This window comes from Micromonospora sp. H61 (genome assembly GCF_018070325.1).
Classification (GTDB): domain Bacteria; phylum Actinomycetota; class Actinomycetes; order Mycobacteriales; family Micromonosporaceae; genus Micromonospora; species Micromonospora salmantinae.
On record NZ_JAGPXY010000037.1, the window covers coordinates 40317 to 58375 of the forward strand.

At 72.3% G+C, this 18059-nt stretch carries 18 protein-coding genes; 11 read left to right on the plus strand and 7 right to left on the minus strand.

Annotation, left to right across the window (positions count from 1 at the left end; genetic code table 11):
* Positions 1 to 83 precede the first annotated feature (83 nt).
* Positions 84 to 470, plus strand: a complete 387-nt coding sequence (locus KBX08_RS19325) for an STAS domain-containing protein (RefSeq protein ID WP_210784860.1) — start codon at positions 84 to 86, stop codon at positions 468 to 470.
* Positions 471 to 549: 79 nt separating this feature from the next.
* Here the strand turns inward: KBX08_RS19325 and KBX08_RS19330 are convergent, their stop codons facing one another.
* Positions 550 to 942 (minus strand): FKBP-type peptidyl-prolyl cis-trans isomerase, encoded by a 393-nt coding sequence (locus KBX08_RS19330; RefSeq protein WP_210784861.1) that lies wholly within the window; start codon positions 940 to 942, stop codon positions 550 to 552.
* A gap of 286 nt (positions 943 to 1228) precedes the next feature.
* On the opposite strand from KBX08_RS19330, the gene KBX08_RS19335 reads away from it, so the two are divergent.
* A complete protein-coding gene (locus KBX08_RS19335; RefSeq protein WP_210784862.1) occupies positions 1229 to 2182 on the plus strand; it encodes a TerC/Alx family metal homeostasis membrane protein in 954 nt (317 codons plus the stop codon).
* A 572-nt stretch (positions 2183 to 2754) separates the two neighbouring features.
* Here the strand turns inward: KBX08_RS19335 and KBX08_RS19340 are convergent.
* Complete coding sequence (locus KBX08_RS19340) at positions 2755 to 3627, minus strand: Asp23/Gls24 family envelope stress response protein (RefSeq protein ID WP_210784863.1); 873 nt, start codon at positions 3625 to 3627, stop codon at positions 2755 to 2757.
* Positions 3624 to 3815, minus strand: coding sequence for a hypothetical protein (locus tag KBX08_RS19345; protein WP_210784864.1), 192 nt, complete (start codon positions 3813 to 3815; stop codon positions 3624 to 3626). The genes KBX08_RS19340 and KBX08_RS19345 overlap by 4 nt, the downstream gene beginning before the upstream one ends.
* Positions 3816 to 3979: 164 nt before the next feature.
* Between KBX08_RS19345 and KBX08_RS19350 the strand changes: the two genes are divergently transcribed.
* Positions 3980 to 4855 (plus strand): hypothetical protein, encoded by an 876-nt coding sequence (locus KBX08_RS19350; RefSeq protein WP_210784865.1) that lies wholly within the window; start codon positions 3980 to 3982, stop codon positions 4853 to 4855.
* Positions 4856 to 5149: 294 nt separating this feature from the next.
* Positions 5150 to 6439, plus strand: coding sequence for a hypothetical protein (locus KBX08_RS19355; protein ID WP_210784866.1), 1290 nt, complete (start codon positions 5150 to 5152; stop codon positions 6437 to 6439).
* Positions 6440 to 6565: 126 nt separating this feature from the next.
* Here the strand turns inward: KBX08_RS19355 and KBX08_RS19360 are convergent, their stop codons facing one another.
* Both KBX08_RS19360 and KBX08_RS19365 read right to left on the minus strand, forming a co-directional pair.
* The gene (locus KBX08_RS19360) at positions 6566 to 6913 is read right to left on the minus strand and encodes an Lsr2 family protein (RefSeq protein ID WP_210784867.1); all 348 of its coding nucleotides are present in this window, start codon (positions 6911 to 6913) and stop codon (positions 6566 to 6568) included.
* 144 nt (positions 6914 to 7057) lie between these two features.
* Complete coding sequence (locus tag KBX08_RS19365; protein WP_307850583.1) at positions 7058 to 7666, minus strand: response regulator transcription factor; 609 nt, start codon at positions 7664 to 7666, stop codon at positions 7058 to 7060.
* Between the two features lie 98 nt (positions 7667 to 7764).
* Between KBX08_RS19365 and KBX08_RS19370 the strand changes: the two genes are divergently transcribed.
* The 5 genes from KBX08_RS19370 (at position 7765) to KBX08_RS19390 (ending at position 13745) form a co-directional block, all read left to right on the plus strand.
* On the plus strand, positions 7765 to 8496 hold the full coding sequence (locus KBX08_RS19370) for a sensor histidine kinase KdpD (RefSeq protein WP_210784869.1): 732 nt from the start codon (positions 7765 to 7767) through the stop codon (positions 8494 to 8496).
* 84 nt (positions 8497 to 8580) lie between these two features.
* On the plus strand, positions 8581 to 9450 hold the full coding sequence (locus tag KBX08_RS19375) for a manganese catalase family protein (RefSeq protein WP_210784870.1): 870 nt from the start codon (positions 8581 to 8583) through the stop codon (positions 9448 to 9450).
* A gap of 140 nt (positions 9451 to 9590) precedes the next feature.
* The gene (gene lon, locus KBX08_RS19380) at positions 9591 to 11921 is read left to right on the plus strand and encodes an endopeptidase La (protein WP_210784871.1); all 2331 of its coding nucleotides are present in this window, start codon (positions 9591 to 9593) and stop codon (positions 11919 to 11921) included.
* A gap of 131 nt (positions 11922 to 12052) precedes the next feature.
* Positions 12053 to 12457 (plus strand): DoxX family protein, encoded by a 405-nt coding sequence (locus KBX08_RS19385; protein ID WP_210784872.1) that lies wholly within the window; start codon positions 12053 to 12055, stop codon positions 12455 to 12457.
* 76 nt (positions 12458 to 12533) lie between these two features.
* On the plus strand, positions 12534 to 13745 hold the full coding sequence (locus tag KBX08_RS19390) for a right-handed parallel beta-helix repeat-containing protein (RefSeq protein ID WP_210784873.1): 1212 nt from the start codon (positions 12534 to 12536) through the stop codon (positions 13743 to 13745).
* 95 nt (positions 13746 to 13840) lie between these two features.
* On the opposite strand, the gene KBX08_RS19395 is transcribed toward KBX08_RS19390, so the two are convergent.
* Together KBX08_RS19395 and KBX08_RS19400 are read right to left on the minus strand one after the other, a co-directional pair.
* The gene (locus KBX08_RS19395; RefSeq protein WP_210784874.1) at positions 13841 to 15574 is read right to left on the minus strand and encodes a DEAD/DEAH box helicase; all 1734 of its coding nucleotides are present in this window, start codon (positions 15572 to 15574) and stop codon (positions 13841 to 13843) included.
* Between the two features lie 105 nt (positions 15575 to 15679).
* Positions 15680 to 16609 carry a hypothetical protein gene (locus KBX08_RS19400; protein WP_210784875.1) on the minus strand — a complete coding sequence of 310 codons (930 nt, stop codon included), beginning with the start codon at positions 16607 to 16609 and terminating at the stop codon, positions 15680 to 15682.
* A 132-nt stretch (positions 16610 to 16741) separates the two neighbouring features.
* Here KBX08_RS19400 and KBX08_RS19405 point away from each other — a divergent pair, with 132 nt between their 5' ends.
* Both KBX08_RS19405 and KBX08_RS33900 read left to right on the plus strand, forming a co-directional pair.
* Positions 16742 to 17896, plus strand: a complete 1155-nt coding sequence (locus tag KBX08_RS19405; protein WP_210784876.1) for a sensor histidine kinase — start codon at positions 16742 to 16744, stop codon at positions 17894 to 17896.
* The coding region (locus tag KBX08_RS33900; protein WP_374101959.1) for a response regulator transcription factor at positions 17893 to 18059 on the plus strand (167 nt) is incomplete at its 3' end. The genes KBX08_RS19405 and KBX08_RS33900, both read left to right, overlap by 4 nt.

Below are 18059 nucleotides of genomic sequence, written 5' to 3' on the forward strand. Positions count from 1 at the left end.
ACCTCGGGGTATGCCCCTGGGCGTACCCGGAATCACTCCGCGGAGGGGCGAAAGTGTCGGTGGTGGCGGCTAGATTTCTGGGCATGGAAGAGCACAGCGACCGGCTGGACGTGCAGGTCAGCGTGGGTGACCAGATGGTCCTCGTGCGAGTGGCCGGCGAGATCGACATCGCGACGGTGGCCGCGTTCCGGTCCGCGCTGTGGTCCGCGCCGGCCCGCCCGGTGCTTCAACTGGAGTTGTCCGGGCTGCGGCTGCTCTCCGCCGCCGGCGTTCGCACGCTGCTCGCCGCGCATCTGCGCGTGCGGGCCCGCGGTGGCGAGCTGGTCCTGGTCGACCCGAGCCCGGTGGTGGCGCGGGTGTTGCGCGTCACCGGGCTGCACCGCGTGATGCCGATTCTGGAGCTGACCTCGCCGATCGAGGCCGCGCGTCGCCCGGTGGTCGCGACCACGGACCTGCAACTGGCCGCCTGACCCCGGGCGACGAGGTGGGCCGCCACCGTCGCACCCGGGCGCGGGGCCGCCGGCGTGGGCCGGCGACCCCGACGATCGGTCAGTTCACTCCGAGCAGGTCGACGACGAAGATCAGCGTCTCGCCCGGCTTGATGACGCCGCCGGCGCCCCGGTCGCCGTACCCCAGGTGTGGCGGAATGGTCAGGCGGCGGCGACCGCCGACGCGCATGCCGGCGACGCCCTGGTCCCAGCCGGCGATGACCTGACCGCCGCCGAGCGGAAAGTCGAACGCCTCGCCCCGGTTCCAGGACGAGTCGAACTCGCCGCCGGTGGAGTGCGACACGCCGACGTAGTGAACGCTGACCAGTTGGCCCGGCTCGGCCTGCGGGCCGTCGCCCACGGTGATGTCCTCGATCACGAGGTCGGCCGGCGGTGCACCCTCGATCGGACCAACCTCGGGCTTGCCCGACTGGGCGCCTGCTGCCTGGGTCATGCGGGGATCTCCTGCCGTGTTGGGTGATGTGTCCGGTCACCGTCGATCCTGCCGGATCACCCGTCACCGATGTGTGGCGGACCCGCAACCTGCTCCGCGGCCCCCGTACGCCGGTCGTGCGCCGACGGTCCCGGTGGCGCTGCGGGCCCGGGCGGTGGGGCGACGCCATGGCGGGCCTCACCGGTGCCCGACCCGACTTCGTGCGACCGTCCGATGCCGGGTCGGGCGTTCACCTAGGCTCGGAAAGGGCCGGCCGGCCTGGTTGACGGGCGGTGCGCGGTGGTCGATGCGGAGGGCGTCGGTGGCTGAGGCGACGGTCGCGGTCCCGCTGTGGGCCTGGGCGGCGGTCGGCGCGGTGATCGCGGTGATGCTCGCCGTGGATGTGCTCCTGCACCGGGACAACCACGTCATCGAACTCCGTGAGGCACTGCTGTGGAGCGCCGTCTGGATCGGCGCGGGTCTGCTGTTCGGGTTGGTCGTCTGGTGGGGCCTCGGCGGTGACCCGGCCATCGCGTACTTCTCCGGCTACCTGCTGGAGAAGGCGCTCTCGGTGGACAACGTGTTCGTCTTCGCGCTGCTCTTCGGCTATTTCCAGGTGCCGTCGGGCTACCAGCACAAGGTGCTGTTCTGGGGTGTCGTGGGGGCACTCGTCTTCCGGCTGCTGTTCATCTTCGCCGGCGCCGAGTTGCTGGACCGGCTCGCCTGGGCCGGGTTCGTGCTGGGCGCGTTCCTGATCTGGACCGGTTGGCGGCTGGCCGTACGCGGAAAGCCGGAGGTCGACCCGGAACGCAACATCGCCGTCCGGCTGTTCCGGCGGCTGGTGCCCACCGACGCCCGCTACCACGGAGACCGGTTCACCGCCCGGGTGGGCGGCCGACGGATGGCGACGTTGCTGCTGGTCGCGCTCGTCGCCATCGAGGCCACCGACGTGGTCTTCGCCATCGACTCGGTGGCGGCGATCCTTGCCATCACCACCAACACCTTCCTGGTCTGGACGGCCACCGCGTTCGCCGTCCTGGGACTGCGCAGCCTCTACTTCTGCCTCGCCGGCCTGCTGCGCCACTTCGGCTACCTGCGGTACGGGCTCGCGCTGCTACTGGCCTTCGCCGGGCTGAAACTGATTCTCGCCGAGACGCCGGTGGGCAAGCTGCCGGTCTGGTTGACCCTGGCCGTGGTTCTGCTGACCCTGGCGGTCTCCATCGGCGCCAGCACCCTGGCCGCCCGCCGAACCGCTGACTGAGCCGCCGGGCCGCTGACAGGGGCGGCCGGGCTCGATGCGGGCGGTCACGTCGAGGTGCGCGGGCTGGCAGTCGGTCGTCGCCGCGAATCGGCGTACCGCGGCGCGAACGTGCTCGCGTACGCCGGTGGCCGACGCGTCGGCGGTGAGGTCCACCCGGATCCACACGTCGGGGCGCGGTGGCGCGCCGGTGAGCACCACGCGGGCCCGGCGTACCCCGGGGTTGCCGGTCAGGTCGCGTACCAGTGCGTCGGCGAGAACGTCGGTGGCGAGCCGGGTCCGGCCCGGCCGGCGTCCGGGGTGGCTCAGGGTGCCGCGCAGCGCGCCGTCCGGGCCCCGCAGCTCCCGGGTCAGCAGGCGCTGCCCGGCCAGCGCGAACAGCGCTCCGGCGACGGCCGCGGCCAGGGTGCTCCACGGCGCGGCGATCCGCCACCTGTCGACCAGCTCGGCGCTGAGCAGCACCGCCGCCGGGTCAGCGCCGGGCAACGTGCCGAGGCTGGCCGTCAGCGCGGCCCCGCCGCCCCCGACCAGCAGCAACGCGATGATGGTCCACAGCAGTCGGTGCCCGGCGTTTGTCACGCCGGCCGTCGCCGAGGCAGCAGCCGGACGTCGATCCGGGCGGGGCGGGGTGCGCTGAGGTGGCGCAGCTCCTGGCGCACGGCGAACTCGATCTCCGCCCGGGCCGCCGGATCGCCGGTCGCGCGGACCCGGGGGCGCCACTGGCCGCCGCGCCGTCGGACCCGGACCCGGGCGTGGCGGACGCCCGGCACCGCGCTGGCCGCGTCAGCGAGCCGCCGTTCCACACAGCGTCGGTGCAGGTGCCAGCCGTCGCGCTCGTCGGCGCGTAGGCGGACCGGCGTCCAGCGGCGCAGTTGGGCGACGAGGATGGCCAGGCCCAGCAGGAGGGCGCCGCCGGCCACGGCCCGGACGGTGGGGTCTCGCCACCGGGTGCCGCTGAGCGCGTCGAGCCAGCCGCTGGTGTCGAGCGGTGCCGGTCGGTGCACTGTGAGCAGCAACGCCTGGACGGCCGCCGCCGCGCCACCGAGAAGCAGGGCGGTTGCCAGCAGCAACGAGGCGACCCGGTTGGCGGTGCCGACGCCGGAGGAGTCGACGCCGGGGACGAGCAGGTCGTCCACGGTGCCGGTCACCACCGCCACGCTGAGCCCGGTCTGGGCGGCCACCCGGTCGGTGACCACCGCCCGGACCGTCTCGGCGATCGTCGGCACGCTGTGCCCGTACCAGGTGATGAGGTGCAGGTCGAGTCCGACGGACCGGTCATCCAGGCGGACCGCCGCCGGGCGGACGACGGACACGCCCGGCACGAGGCTGGCCGCCTGCACCGCGATCCGCGCGACGTCCGCGATGTCGCCCGGGCGGCGTTCCGGACCGCTCGTCCCGGCGGCCGGTCCGGTGCCGGGGTTCGTCCCTGCGGACGGGCGGGTGGTCATCGGCGCCGCCGAGCGTCGGCGCGGCGGTCACCGAGACCGGTCACCGCGAGGTCGCCGTCGAGCACCCGGACGACCAGCCAGCCGAGCAGGCCGACGAGCACGGCGAGGGCGGCCACGCCGACGCCGGCGAGCGCCCAGACCGCCACGGCGAGGAACCCGGCGAGGAAGCCGAACTGCTGTCGCGACATGGTCACCTCCGGGCCGGTCCGGTACCGGCGGTCGGTGGATACACCTGGCGGCAGTCTCTGGAACGTCGGCGCTACTGTGATCCCGGTCACACAAGAAGTCGGTGGCCCATGATCGACCACCTAGACTCGGCCCGGCTCGACCGACCGGCGGATGGATCAGGCAGATGACGAGCATCGGGAGCGACGACCGCGGTTGGCTGCGGGCGATGCCCGCCGAGGCGGGGCGCGACGCGCTGCTCAGCCGCGCCGGCCATCGGGTCCTGCCGGCACGCCGGCTCACTGATCTGGTCCAGGGCCGCCCACCCGGCGTCACCGGCAGCCAGTGGACCTCGGCGAGCCGCGCCAGCTTCGACTTCGTGGTCCACGCCGCCGACACCGGCCGTCCGGTCGCCGCCGTGCAGATCGGCCCGGTGCCGTCTCCCGGCTCGGCGGAGCAGCGCGTCGAGCGACTCACGGACGCGGTGAGCGCGGCCGCCGGCCTGCCCGTTCTGCGGATCGGTTCGCCCACGTTGAACGCCGCCGAGCACGGCCGCCGCCTGGTCGAGTACGTGATCGACGCGCGCGCCTACGCCGCGGGCGGGCCGACCGCCGGCGGGACCGAACCGGCGCCGGTGGGCTTCCGGGACATCCTGGGCCGGCTGCCGGACGGACGTACCGGGCCGGTCAACGACCTCGGTGCGCTGACCCGCGCTGCGGCGGTCGAGGCGTACGTGGCCGGGCGGGTGGCCGACCCGATCGTGCGAGGACTGCACGTCCGCTGGGTGGACGGGCCGGCACAGGGGTGGAGTTGGGTGCAGGTACGCCCCGACGCGTGCCTCATCGAGCAGGTCTCGGTGACCGAACACCGCTTCTCCTGCGGCATCGACGCGGCCCGGCTGGCCGAGGATCTCGCCGCCGTCGCCGTGGGGGAACGACTGCGGGAGAACGCCGTCGCCGACCTGCTGTCACGCGCCGAGTGGACCGCGCAGATCGCCGCGCTGAGCCAGCGCCGCCACGAACTGGTCGGCGGGTTCGCCTTCGACCACCTCTGCGCCGACTGACCAGCGCCCCTTTTCACCTGCTGCTCCTGCTCCGCGCCGGCTCCGCGTCGGGTCGCGGCAATTTCCTGTGCGTCTGTTGAACCTTCCCGGCCGCCGCCCCGTACTCCTGCGCGAATGAACAGGATCTCCCCATCCGCGTCCACCGGGCGCGGGAGACGGTGCGGAAAGGGCATCGTCGGCCATCGACGCATTACCGGGTAGGTCACGGTGGGTCGCCACCGCGGCGTGCCACTCACATCCGTCGGTCCGCCGAGGGCAGAAATCCACTACCGGATCGAGAAGGAGAGCAATTCGATGCGCAGGTCCACTCGGGCGCGCCGGCCTTCCGGCAACGCGCGGAGCAAGCGTCTGCTGGCAGTTGTCGGCACGCTCGCGGTCTTCGGCGGAGTTGTCGCCGTGACTCAGATTTCGTCGGCCCAGGACCGGCGGACAAATAAGCCCCGTCCGGCTTCCGGGCAGTGCGTGGAGCCGAGCCCGGGCGCGACCGCGCCGACCGGTGGCGGTTCTACCAGCCGTACCTGGCAGAACGGTCGGTGGGTGCGTAATCACTGGGGTGACGGACAGCAGTCGGTTCCCGAGTGTGAGGACGGCAAGGACGGCACCGTGGGCACCGGCACCGCCATCGCCTGTCCGGATGTGGCGGCCAAACTGCCGCAGGTGCCGAACCGGGCTCGGGCCGAGGTGGACCGCAACCTCGCCCAGTTGCAGACCCAGATCGCCGAGGCGGACCGCCGGCTCGCCGCCGAGGGCAACAAGGGTGAGGCGTTCATCCGCAACGCGATCCTCCAGCCGTTGGCCGGCAAGCGCCGCGCCGTGCTGGACCGGATCACGACCGCCATCGACCGGGTCGGACCCCGGCCGCAGGGCCTCGCGCAGCTCGCCGAGTGCCAGGTGCAGCCCACCGGCGGTACGGGCGGCAACAACGGCGGCGGCACCACGCCCACCACCACCCCCGGTGGTGGCAACAACGGCGGTGGCAACAACGGTGGCGGGAACAACGGCGGCGGGAACAACGGCGGTGGCACCGAGCCCGGCGCCGGGCTCGGCGTGCTCGCCAACGACTGCGACGAGAGCCGGCTCCAGCCGCACGACGGTTTCCAGAACGGCAACCGCTGCGTGAGCACCGAGTTCGGTGAGGTCGGTGCGGCGGCCAACAACCCGTCGCTGCTGATCACCCAGTTCCCCGAGCAGGTCGGCCAGAACCAGCCCTTCACCCTGCGGGTCAGTACCCGCAATCTGGTCCGGGACCGCTTCCTGGCCGCCGGTCAGGGTGGCTACTACGTGGAGAGCTCGCTCCTCAACGACCAGGGCCTGGTCCGCGGTCACTTCCACACCGCCTGCCGGATGCTGGACAGCCTGACCGCTCCGCCGGAGCCGCAGGAGGTGCCCGCGTTCTTCGTCGCGACCGAGGACGGCCGCGGTGGCGCCCAACCCGACGAGGTGACGATCCAGATTCCGGGCCTGCCGGAGTCCGGTACCGCCCAGTGCTCCGTCTGGGCCGGTGACGGCTCGCACCGCCTGCCGATGATGGAGCGGGCCAACCAGACTCCCGCCTTCGACTCGGTGCGCATCGACGTCAACTGAGTTCAGGTGCCAACGGCGGCCGGCCACCCCGGGCGACAAACCCGGGGGGGCGGCCGCCCCCGCGCGTCGGGTGCCAGGACAAAACACGGGGCCCCCCCCTTTACGGCGGGGCCCCGTCGAGTCGCGTCAGCGGCTCTTGTACGCCTCGACGACCTCAACCGGGATCCGGCCGCGCTCGGAAATCTTGTAGCCGTTCTTGACGGCCCATTCCCGGATGGCCCGGTTCTGCTCCCGATCCATTCCCGCGCCGGTGGGTCGCCCCGGTCGCCGGACAGAACGGGTGCTCTCCACCGGACCGCGCCCGATCCGCCGACCCGCATTGATGTACGGATCGAGCGCCTTGCGCAGGACGCCGGCATTCTCGTCGGAGACATCGATCGTGTAGGCCACGCCGTCGAGACTGAACTCAACCGTCCGGTCGGCCTTCCCACCGTCGAGGTCGTCGGTCAGGACCGTGATTACTTTTCTCGCCATTGCCGATTACTCCCTGTGTGCGGCGGGATGTGTCCAAAGTCTGACCTACCACCCCGGTAATCCGCAACAATATGCCTTCCATTCATTCGGCGCGTCGCGATTCCGTTACCGAGCAAAACCGTGAATCGGTTCGGTGCGGAGGCTTCATTCCCCGAGGATGCCGCTGTGACCGGCGACGGCAGCCGCCTCGGCCCGGTTCGAGACCCGCAACTTGCGCAGCAACGCGGCGGTCATCCGTTTCACCGTCCGTTCGGAGACGTGCAGTTCTTCGGCGATGTCGACGGTGCTGCGGCCGGCGGCGATCGCTCGCAGCAGTCGCCGTTCCTCGCCGTCCAGGTCGACGGGCGCGGAGCGCGTGGGCCGCAGCATGGCGCGCAGCAGTTCGGCCGGCAGCACCGCCCAGCCGTCGAGGATCGCCAGCAGCGGGGGCAGCAGCTCCTCCGGTTCGCTGGTCTTCGGCAGGAACCCCTCGGCGCCGGCCCGCAGCGCCTCCACCGCTGGCCCGGGCTCGGCGGAACCAGACATCGCGACCACCCGTACCCGTGGGGTGGTCCGCCGGATCGCGGCCACCGCCCGGATACCGCCGGGCGGCGGCATGTGCAGGTCGACCAGGGCCAGGTCGGGGCAGCAGCTGCTGACCAGGGCCGCCGCCGCGGCGGCGTCGCCGGTCGAGGCGACCACCTCGGCGCGGCCGTTAGTGGTGATCGGGAGCAGCAACTCCAGGCCGCGGACGAAAAGGGGGTGATCGTCCACGACGACGAGTCGCAAGGTGGAGGCTCCCGGCATGTCTGCGCCGTTCCCCAGCGGGTACCGATCATGCGGGTTCGCACCGAACGAGGGGAGTCGGGTGGATGCGCGTACGGCACGGTTTGCGGGACCTGCTGCGAGGGTTGCGCCCCATTGAGCCGACACCCGGCGAGAGGCGACCGACGGCGGCCGATTCGGAATTGCTGCTGCGGGTGTTGTGCCACGAGTTCCGGACGCCGATCAGCACCCTGACCTCGCTGACCCGCGCGCTGGCAGACGAGCGTCGGGAGCTGACCGGGGACGACCGGCGGGCGCTCAGTGAGCTGGCCCGTGACCAGGCCGCCCACCTGCAGAGCCTGCTGCGCGACGCGACCGCCGGCACCGGCGTGCTGACGCCGGCTCCGCAGCCGGAGCCGGCCGTCGCGCTGGCGGGCATCCTGCGGGAGGCCGCCGCTCTGGTGCCGGTCGGCCGTCGGCGGGCGCGGGCCACCCGGGGAGCGGCCTCCTTCCCGGTGCCGGCGGGACGAACTCGACAGGTGCTGGTCAACCTGGTGCAGAACGCGTTGCGGCACGGGCCGCCGGACGGACAGGTCGGGCTCTACGCCACGGTGCGCGGCCCCAGCCTGAGCATCCTGGTCACCGACGAGGGTCGGGTCGACGAAGCGCTGCTGGTCGCGCTGCGGCGTCCGGCGCCGGCCGTCGGGATGTCCGGTCTGGGCCTGTGGATCGCGCGGCAGCTCGTCGCGACCGACGGTGGAGCGTTGCGGGCGTACCGGCTACGGCCCCGTGGAGTGGCGCTGGAGGTGCTGCTGCCGATGGCTCGGCCGGTGCGCTGACCCGGGCGGGACACCGGTTGGCCCGCTCGGGTCATCGGGGCGGGAACGGCCTCGCTACCTGTTTTCCGGTACCGAGGAGGTTGGATGTTCAGCCACGTCAAGGATCTGCAGTTCGAAGCCAAGCCGGACGGCCCGGACGCGGCGTTCGCCCGGCGGTTGCAGGAGGTGCTGGGCGGCAAGTGGGGTGAGATGACGGTCGCCAACCAGTATCTCTTCCAGGGTTGGAACTGCCGGCTGCCCGGCAAGTACAAGGACCTGCTGCTCGACGTCGGCACCGAGGAGATGGGCCACGTCGAGATGATCGTCACGATGATCACCCGGCTGTTGGACAACGCGCCGCTGTCGCTGACCGAGGGGATCGCGGAGGATCCCGGAGGTGCCGCGACCTACGCCGGTGAGAATCCGGCGCACTTCATCCACGGCGGGGGTGGGGCCCTGCCCACCGACTCCAACGGGGTGCCCTGGAACGGCGCGTTCATCACCGCCAGCGGCAACCTGTTGGCCGATTTCCAGCTCAACGTCACCGCCGAGGCGCAGGGTCGGCTCCAGGTCGCCCGGTTGTTCCACATGACCGACGACCCGGGCGTCAAGCAGATGCTGCGCTTCCTGCTGGCCCGCGACACGATGCACCAGAACATGTGGCTGGCGGCGATCGAGCAGCTCAAGGAGGACGGGCTGGAGGAGATGCCGGTGCCGGAGGCCTTCCCGGACTCGGGTGAGTTCACCGAGGAGTACGGCTACACGTACCTGGGTTTCTCCTCGGGCACCGACGCCGCCCAGGGGCGCTGGGCGTCCGGGCCCTCGCCGGACGGCAAGGGCGAGTTCCGGTACGACGACAACCCGCGGGCGAACGCGCCGGAACCGGTGCTGCCTCCGGGTGACCCTCGGTTGTACGGCACCAACCCGGGGGTGGCCGGCTCGGTGGTGAACACGGTGAAGAGCAAGCTCACCTGAGGTGCCTCGTCGGGTCGCCCGCCGGTCCCGGGCGACCCGACGGACCGGGAGAAGAGTGGTCTGGGTCACAGGTCGGAACAAGGGGAACGCTTTGTTACTTGAGTGAGACACGCTCAACTCAACGCGATAGCAGGTGTTCGATGGCAACTCTTCCGGTACTTCCCCTGACCGACGCCGTGCTGCTGCCCGGCATGGTCATCCCGGTGACCCTCGACCCCACCACCCAGGCCGCGATCGACGCGGCGCGGGCGACCGGCGACCGCAAGCTGCTGGCCGTGCCGCGCATCGACGGCGAGTACGGTCCGGTGGGCGTGGTCGCCACCATCGAGAAGGTCGGCCGGCTGCCCGAGGGTGAGCCCGCCGCCGTCATCCGTGGCCTGTCCCGGGCCCGGATCGGCTCCGGCGTCCCCGGCCCCGGCGCCGCCCTCTGGGTCGAGGCGACCGAACTCGACGAACCCGCCTACGCCGGTCGGGCCCGGGAACTCGCCCGCGAGTACCGCGCCCTGGTGACCTCCGTGCTCCAGCAGCGGGGCGCCTGGCAGGTCATCGACGCGGTGGAGCGGATGACCGACCTCTCCGAGCTGGCCGACTCGGCCGGTTACGCGCCCTGGCTCACGCTGGAGCAGAAGACCGAGCTGCTCGCCGCGCCGGACGTCACCGCCCGGCTGGAGCTGCTGGTCGGCTGGGTGAAGGACTACCTGGCCGAGCAGGAGGTCACCGAGCAGATCAACAGTGACGTCCGCGAGGGGCTGGAGAAGTCCCAACGCGAGTTCCTGCTGCGCCAGCAACTCGCCGCGATCCGCAAGGAGCTGGGCGAGGACGAGCCGGACGGCTCCGCCGACTACCGGTCCCGCGTCGAGTCCGCCGAGCTGCCGGAGAAGGTACGCGAGGCGGCCATGCGGGAGGTCGGCAAGCTGGAACGGGCCAGCGACGCCTCCCCGGAGGCGGGCTGGATCCGTACCTGGCTGGACACCGTGCTCGAGATGCCGTGGGGCACGCGTACCGAGGACAACACCGACCTGGCCGCGGCCCGAGCCGTGCTCGACGCCGACCACGCCGGCCTGGCCGACGTCAAGGACCGCATCCTGGAGTACCTGGCGGTGCGTAACCGGCGTGCCGAGCGCAACCTGGGTGTGGTCGGTGGTCGCGGCTCCGGCGCGGTGCTCGCCCTCGCCGGTCCTCCCGGCGTGGGTAAGACCAGCCTCGGCGAGTCCGTGGCGCGGGCGCTCGGCCGTAACTTCGTCCGGGTCTCGCTCGGCGGCGTCCGCGACGAGGCGGAGATCCGCGGGCACCGGCGCACCTACGTGGGGGCGCTGCCCGGTCGGATCGTCCGCGCGTTGCGCGAGGCCGGTTCGATGAACCCGGTCGTGCTTCTCGACGAGGTGGACAAGCTGGCCGCCGGCTACGCCGGCGACCCGGCCGCCGCCCTGCTGGAGGTGCTCGACCCGGCCCAGAACCACACCTTCCGGGATCACTACCTGGAGGTTGACCTCGACCTGTCCGACGTGCTGTTCCTGGCCACCGCCAACGTGGTGGAGTCCATTCCCGGCCCCCTGCTGGACCGGATGGAGCTGGTCACCCTGGACGGCTACACCGAGGACGAGAAGGTCGCCATCGCCCGCGACCACCTGCTGCCCCGGCAGCGGGAGCGGGCCGGGCTGACCGTCGACGAGGTCGCCGTCGCCGACGAGGCTCTCGCGCTGATCGCGGGGGAGTACACCCGGGAGGCCGGCGTCCGGCAGCTCGAGCGGGCCCTGGCCAAGATCCTGCGCAAGGTGGCGGTGACGCTGGCGACGGACCCGACGCCGGCACGCGTGGGCACCGACAACCTCACCGGTTACCTGGGTCGGCCGAAGTTCACCCCGGAATCGGCCGAGCGCACCGCCGTGCCCGGCGTGGCCACCGGTCTGGCCGTCACGGGTGCCGGTGGGGACGTGCTCTTCATCGAGGCGACCAGCATGGAGGGCGAGCCGGGGCTGACCCTGACCGGCCAGCTCGGTGACGTGATGAAGGAGTCGGCGCAGATCGCGCTCTCCTACCTGCGCTCCAACGGGCGGCGGTTCGGCATCGACCCGAACGCTCTCGCGGGACGCCGGATCCACGTCCACTTCCCGGCGGGCGCGGTGCCCAAGGACGGTCCGAGCGCCGGCATCACCATGGTCACGGCCCTGGCGTCGCTGGTCACCGGTCGCCCGGTCCGCCCCGAGTTCGGGATGACCGGTGAGGTGACGCTCTCCGGCCGGGTGCTGCCGATCGGTGGGGTGAAGCAGAAGCTGCTCGCCGCGCACCGGGCCGGCCTCACCGAGGTGATCATCCCGGCGCGCAACGAGCCCGACCTGGACGACCTGCCGACCGAGGTGCGCGAGGCGCTGACAGTGCACACCCTGGCCGACGTCGCCGACGTGCTCGCCCTGGCGCTGCGCCCGGCCGACGTGAAGACGCTGGACGGTCCGGCGCTCTTCTCGGTCTGACGCTCCGACCGTTCGGGCCCCCGCCGTCTTCCGACGGCGGGGGCCCTTTCGGTACGCGGGGGAAGGTCTACTGTCTCGTCTGCACCGTCAACCACCTCTCCGCCGCGAGGCGGCCCCCTGGAGGAACCCCAGTGAACGTGGTGCTCTGGATCATTCAGATCCTTCTCGCCGCCGTCTTCGCCGGCGTCGGACTGGCCAAGCTGAGCCAGCCCAAGGAGAAGTTGCGCGACGTGATGCGGTGGGTGGACCCGGTGCCGCCGTCACAGGTCAGGTCGCTCGGCGCGGTCGAGTTGCTGGCCGCCGCCGGGCTCGTGCTGCCGGCCGCCACCGGCATCGCCACAGTGCTCACCCCACTCGCCGCCGTCGGGCTGGTCATCGTCATGATCGGCGGCATCCTGGTGCACCTGCGCGCCCGCAAGCAGCAGACCACCCAGGACGGGCGTCGCACCGAGATCCAGGGCGCTGTCGCCTGCGCGGTGCTGCTCGTCCTCGCCGCCGTGGTGGCCGTTGGCCGTTTCGGCCCGTACGCTCTCTGATCCGCGTCGGCCAGCAGGCGACAATGCACAGTAGAGTCTGCCCGCCGCTCGAGGTGGCACTCAACGGGGGAGAGGCATGGAACCGATCGTGAGCGCACCTGGTGCGGTACCGCCGGCAGTGCCACAACGGCCAGATCCACCGGGCCGACGGTTGGGACGGCGGGTGCTCTTCGCCGGCGGCGCGGGCGCCGCGGTGGCGACGACGGTGGCCACCCTCGCCGGTGCCGAACAGGCGGGATCACCGCCCGTCACGACAGTGCGGGAGGCCCCGCTCAGCCTCCGGGACCCCCGGGTCGGCTGCCGGCTCGACGGCAGTGACGAGTCGGACAAGGTCACCACCGCGCTGAACCTGCTGCCGGCCGGTGGCGGGGAGATCTTCCAACCGGTGGGCGCACTCGGTCTCGGATCGGAGGTCCGCTTCCCGACGAGCGTGACCTGGACCGGCGAGAACATCGGCGCGGCGATCATCCAGCCGGCCCCGGGCTACACCGGTCGTCTGGTATCGAGCGGTAAGTACAACCAGATCTCCAACGTGCACTTCTACGGCATGCGGACCTCCGACGTGCTGTTGACCGTCCGCGGCCCCCGGTCGACCTTCCACCACCTGCACTTCGGCAACTCGGGCAGCCACGCCATCGAGTTCCTCGGCAAGGACGCGGACACCAGCGCCCACGCCAACAAGATCACCGATATCAACATCGAGGACTGCCTCGGCGTCGGCATCCTCGTGAACAAGGTCGCGTACGACAACGAGTTCCTCAACGTCTGGGTCGGTGAGTGCCAGACCGGGATACGGCTGCTGGACAGCGCCTGCTTCTTCGACAACCTGCACGTCTGGGGTTGCCGGGGCAACGGCGTGGAGCTGCGCGAACCCGCCCATCGAAACATCTTCCAGAACGTCTACCTGGAGTCGAACGGCACGAGTGGCACCGGCAGCGGCGCCGACCTGCGGCAGGTCTGGGGGACCCAGTTCATCGGCGGCCGGCTGTGGCGCAACGCCACCAACGGTATCGAGGTCTCCTCATCCGGACGTACCCGGATCATGGGGCTCGACATCCACGACAACGGCGCGAACGGGATCCTCGGCCGTGACGCCGACCTGTGCCAGGTGATCGGCAACCAGTTCTACGACGACGCGACGCCCCGCCGCCAGGACCGACCAATCGTGACGGTCGGCACCAGCAACAACTGGATCGTCACCAACAACGTGATGCGGGCGTACGACCACCGGTCCGGTGGCGCGTCGCTGGCCGGGGCCAACAACGTGGTCAACGGAAACATCGGCTAGCGCCGGCGGGGCGGCGGGTGCTCGGCGTTTCTCCCGCCGCCCCGCCGGGCGTGTCGTCGGCGACCGACGTGCCCCGGCGGCCGCCCACGGCGTGTTCAGCGCTCGTCGCCGCCGCGGTCGCGGCGCACGGTGGCCTTGCGGCCCTTGATCGTGCTGGAGCGCAACCCGGAGATGACCTCGTCGGCCACCCCCTGCGGCACCTCCACCAGTGAGAACCGGTCGGCGATCTCGATCGAGCCGATGTCCCGGCCGCGGATGCCGGTCTCCCCGGTGATCGCGCCGACCAGATCCTGCGGGCGCACCCCGGCGCGTCGACCCAGGCCGACGAAGACCTGGACGGTATTGCCGCCGCCGGAGCGTGGCCGGCCCCCGCCCCGCCGGTCGCCGCCCCGGCCGCCGGCCTCCGGTCGACCCTCGCGCGGCCCACGGACCGGAACCTGCGGGATCTCCTCCTCGTCGTCGGAGCCCGGCGACGTCACCTCGTGGGCCAGCTTCACGGCGGCGAGGGCGACCTCCATCAGGTCGAACTCGTCGGTCAGCGTCTCCACGATCACCCGGAACGGGTCGAGGTCGTCCTCCAGCAGGCTCTCCCGCAGGGCCGCCTGGGTCAGCTCCAGCCGGCGGGTACGCATGTCGGCCACGGTGGGGATCTTGTCGATGGTGATCCGCTGGCCGGTCACGCGCTCGATGGTCTTGAGCATCCGGTGCTCACGCGGCTCGGCGAGGGTGATCGCCACGCCCTCGCGGCCAGCCCGACCCACCCGGCCGATCCGGTGCACGTACGACTCCGGGGCGGACGGCACGTCGTAGTTGACCACGTGGGTCAGCTGCTCGACGTCCAGCCCACGCGCCGCCACGTCGGTGGCCACCAGCAGGTCGGCGGTGCCCGCCCGCAGCCGGCCCATGACCCGGTCGCGTTGCTCCTGGCTCATGCCACCGTGCAGCGCCTCGGAGCGGTAGCCGCGACCGTTCATCGTCTCGGTCAACCGGTCGACCTCTTCCCGGCTGCGGCAGAACACGATCGCCGCGGTCGGGGACTCCACGTCCAACACCCGACCCAGCGCGGCCGGCTTGTGCGCCCGGGTCACGATGTACGCGCTCTGCCGTACCCGGGGCGCCTCACCCGCTACCTGCTGCTCCCGGCCGATCTCGATCCGCACCGGTTCGCGCAGGTGCTGGCGGGCCATCCCGTCGATGCGCGACGGCATGGTGGCCGAGAAGAGCACCGTCTGACGCTGCGCCGGAGCGTGCTCCAGGATCGCCTCGATGTCCTCGGCGAAGCCCATGTCGAGCATCTCGTCGGCCTCGTCCAGCACCACCGTGGCCAATCCACCGAGGCGCAGGGTGCCCCGGGCGATGTGGTCGAGGGCCCGACCCGGGGTGGCCACCACCACGTCGACACCGCTGTCGAGTGCCCGCAACTGCCGCCCGATCGGCTGCCCACCGTAGATCGGCAGCACCCGCGCGCCCAGGTCCTTGCCGTAGCGGTGGAACGCCTCGGAGACCTGTACCGCCAGCTCCCGGGTCGGCACCAGCACCAGCGCCACCGGGTCGCCGCCCTGGCGGTGTGCCGTCATGAGGTTCAGCAGCGGCAGCGCGAACGCGGCCGTCTTGCCGGTGCCGGTGGCCGCCTGACCCAGCAGGTCCCGACCCTCCAGCAGCGGTGGGATAGCCTCCCGCTGGATGGGGGTCGGCTCCTCGTACCCGAGGGCGGCGAGCGCGCCCAGCAGCTCGGCGCGGAGCCCGAGCTCGGTGAAGGCGCTCACCTCGTCGGTGCCGTCGGGGGTGGCGTCGATCGGTGCGTCGTGCTGTGCAGGTGCGGAACTCATGCGCCAAGCCTTTCATCACGCCGTCCGGGGCGTTGCGGCGACCGCCACAAGAGCTGTCCCCGAGCCCGTGCTGCGGCCGTTCCGCGGTCCCGACGGCGGCCAAGATCAGGCGTCGGTGGTCAGGATGGCCAGCACCATCACCGCGGCGAGGGCCACATCGAGCACCGCGCAGAACTCGGCGTAGCCGCGCGGCACCACCCGGCCGCTGCGGTGGTACGTCAGGTCCCAGCCGGCGTGCGCCAACCACCCGAACGCCACCAGCCAGTCGGCGGTCCGCCCGCCGGCCTTCACCGCGATCAGCGTCAGGGCGACCCAGCAGAACAGACCGGCGAGTTGGGTGGCGAGCACGCCCCGCCCGCCCAGCGTGCGGCGGGCCACGCCGATCACCAGGTAGCCGCCGGGCAGCACCAGCATGGTCCACGGGCTGAGCACGCTCGGGTCGACCCACATGTCCACGGTCATCAGCAGCGCCAACCCGGTCGGCCAGCGGTGGGCGAGCGCCACCACGACCCGGTGTCGGCGTACCGGCGCCAACGCCTCGTGTCGGTGTCGGACCGCCACCAGCACCATCGCGGGGATCATCAGCAGGTGACCGCCGAGCATCAGCGCGTCGGCGTCGATCAGGCCGGTCCGAAACGGCACGACCAGCAGCAGGAACGGAACGTACATCGCGGCGGCCATCTCGCCGACCGCGTGCCAGCGGTGCGCCCGGTAGCGCATCCCCACCGTCATCCCGACGGTCATGTTCGTGGCCATCACCAGTGCGGCGACCTCCGGCCGGGCCAGCGCGTCGCCGGCGCCCAGAGCGGCGCCGGCCAGCTCCCACAACGGCCCGAGCAGCAGCATCCCGGCGACCATCGCCACTGCCATCTCGCCCAGGTGCCCCAGCAGCCGCCGCCTGCCGCTGGCCGGTGCCGCGGCGGTCGGTGCCGCGCTGGTCGGTGTCGGGGCCGAGGGGGTCGGCTCGTCGGTGGGCAGGGGCGCGGTCGACGGTACGGCGGTGAGGCTGTCCGCGTACATCCGGGTGTTTTCCATGCCTCGACCCTGCCGGTGCCCCCGGTGTGGCCGGCAGACCCGTTCGTCACGGGAAAACCGTGCGGACCGCACGGCCCGACCGTGACGGTTCGCATGGGTGGACCGTGCGCGGGGCGGTCCTAGGATCGGTGCGTGGCGAGCGAGGCGGTGACTCCCCGGGCGGACCGCCGGCTGCGTCGCGCCCGGCAGGCGACGCTGGTGTCGCTGGCCACCGGCGTCTGGGCGAGCGTCCTGCTACCGGCGGTCGGCCTGACCCGCGAGCCCGACCCGGGCCGGGTGACACTCGGCGCGGTCGGGATCCTCGCCTTCGTGATCGCCCAGACCGTCGTCCTGTACGCGGCCGTGACGCCGTGGCTCGACCCGCGCTGGCGGCGTCGGGCCGAGCTGAGTCTGGTCGCGGTGGCGGTGCTGACCGTTCCGCTGGTGGGTCCGGTGGCGGCCGGCAGGTGGCCGACCTGGGCCTGGCTCGGTGCGGCGCTGATCGGCATGACGCCGCTGCTGGTGCGGTGGCGGGCCGCGCTGGCGGTCGCGGTCGGCGTCCTGGCGGTGGCGGTGGCGGTGGCCTGGTGGACCGGTGGTTCCGTTCCGCGCCATCTCGCCGTGACCGGTGGGATCGGCGCGGCAGTGGCCGCCGTCAACGGGTTCCAGGTCTGGTTCTGGGACCTGCTCGTGGAGGCCCGGCAGGGCCAGGCCGCCCAGTCCCGGCTGGCCGCCGCCGAGGAGCGGCTGCGCTTCGCCCGCGACGTGCACGACGTCCTGGGGCACCGCCTCACGGTGATCGCGTTGAAGGCCGAACTCGCCGCCCGGCTCGCCCCGGTCGACGCGGAACGGGCCGGGCGGGAAGCCGCCGAGGTGCAACGGTTGGCCGCCTCCGCGCTGAGCGAGGTACGGGAGACCGTGCACGGCTATCGGGCCGTCGACCTCGACGAACAGCTCGCCGCGGTGGTGGGGGTGCTGCGCTCCTGCGGGGTGCGGTGCACGGTTCTGCCACTGCCGGCGGACCTGCCGCAACCCGCCGCCACCGAGCTGGCGGCGGTGCTGCGCGAGGCGAGCACCAACGTGTTGCGGCACAGCCGGGCCGACTGGTGCCGGATCCGCATCGATCGGGAGGATGGCGTGGCCAGGATGACGGTGGCCAACGACGGTGCCGACGACCGTGGCCCGGACGCGCACAGCCACGGCCTGCGCGGGCTGGCCGACCGGCTCGCCGCTGCCGGGGGCGAGTTGCGGGTACGCCGGGAGGACATGATCTTCACCCTCGAAGCCACAGTGCCGGCGCCGTCGTGATCCGCGTCCTGCTCGCCGACGACGAGGACCTGATCCGGGTAGCCGTCGCCGCGCTGCTCGCCCTGGAACCGGACATCGAGGTGGTGGCACACGCCGCCGACGGGCCGACAGCCGTCACCGCGGCGCTGGCGCACCGCCCGGACGTGGCAGTGGTGGACCTGGA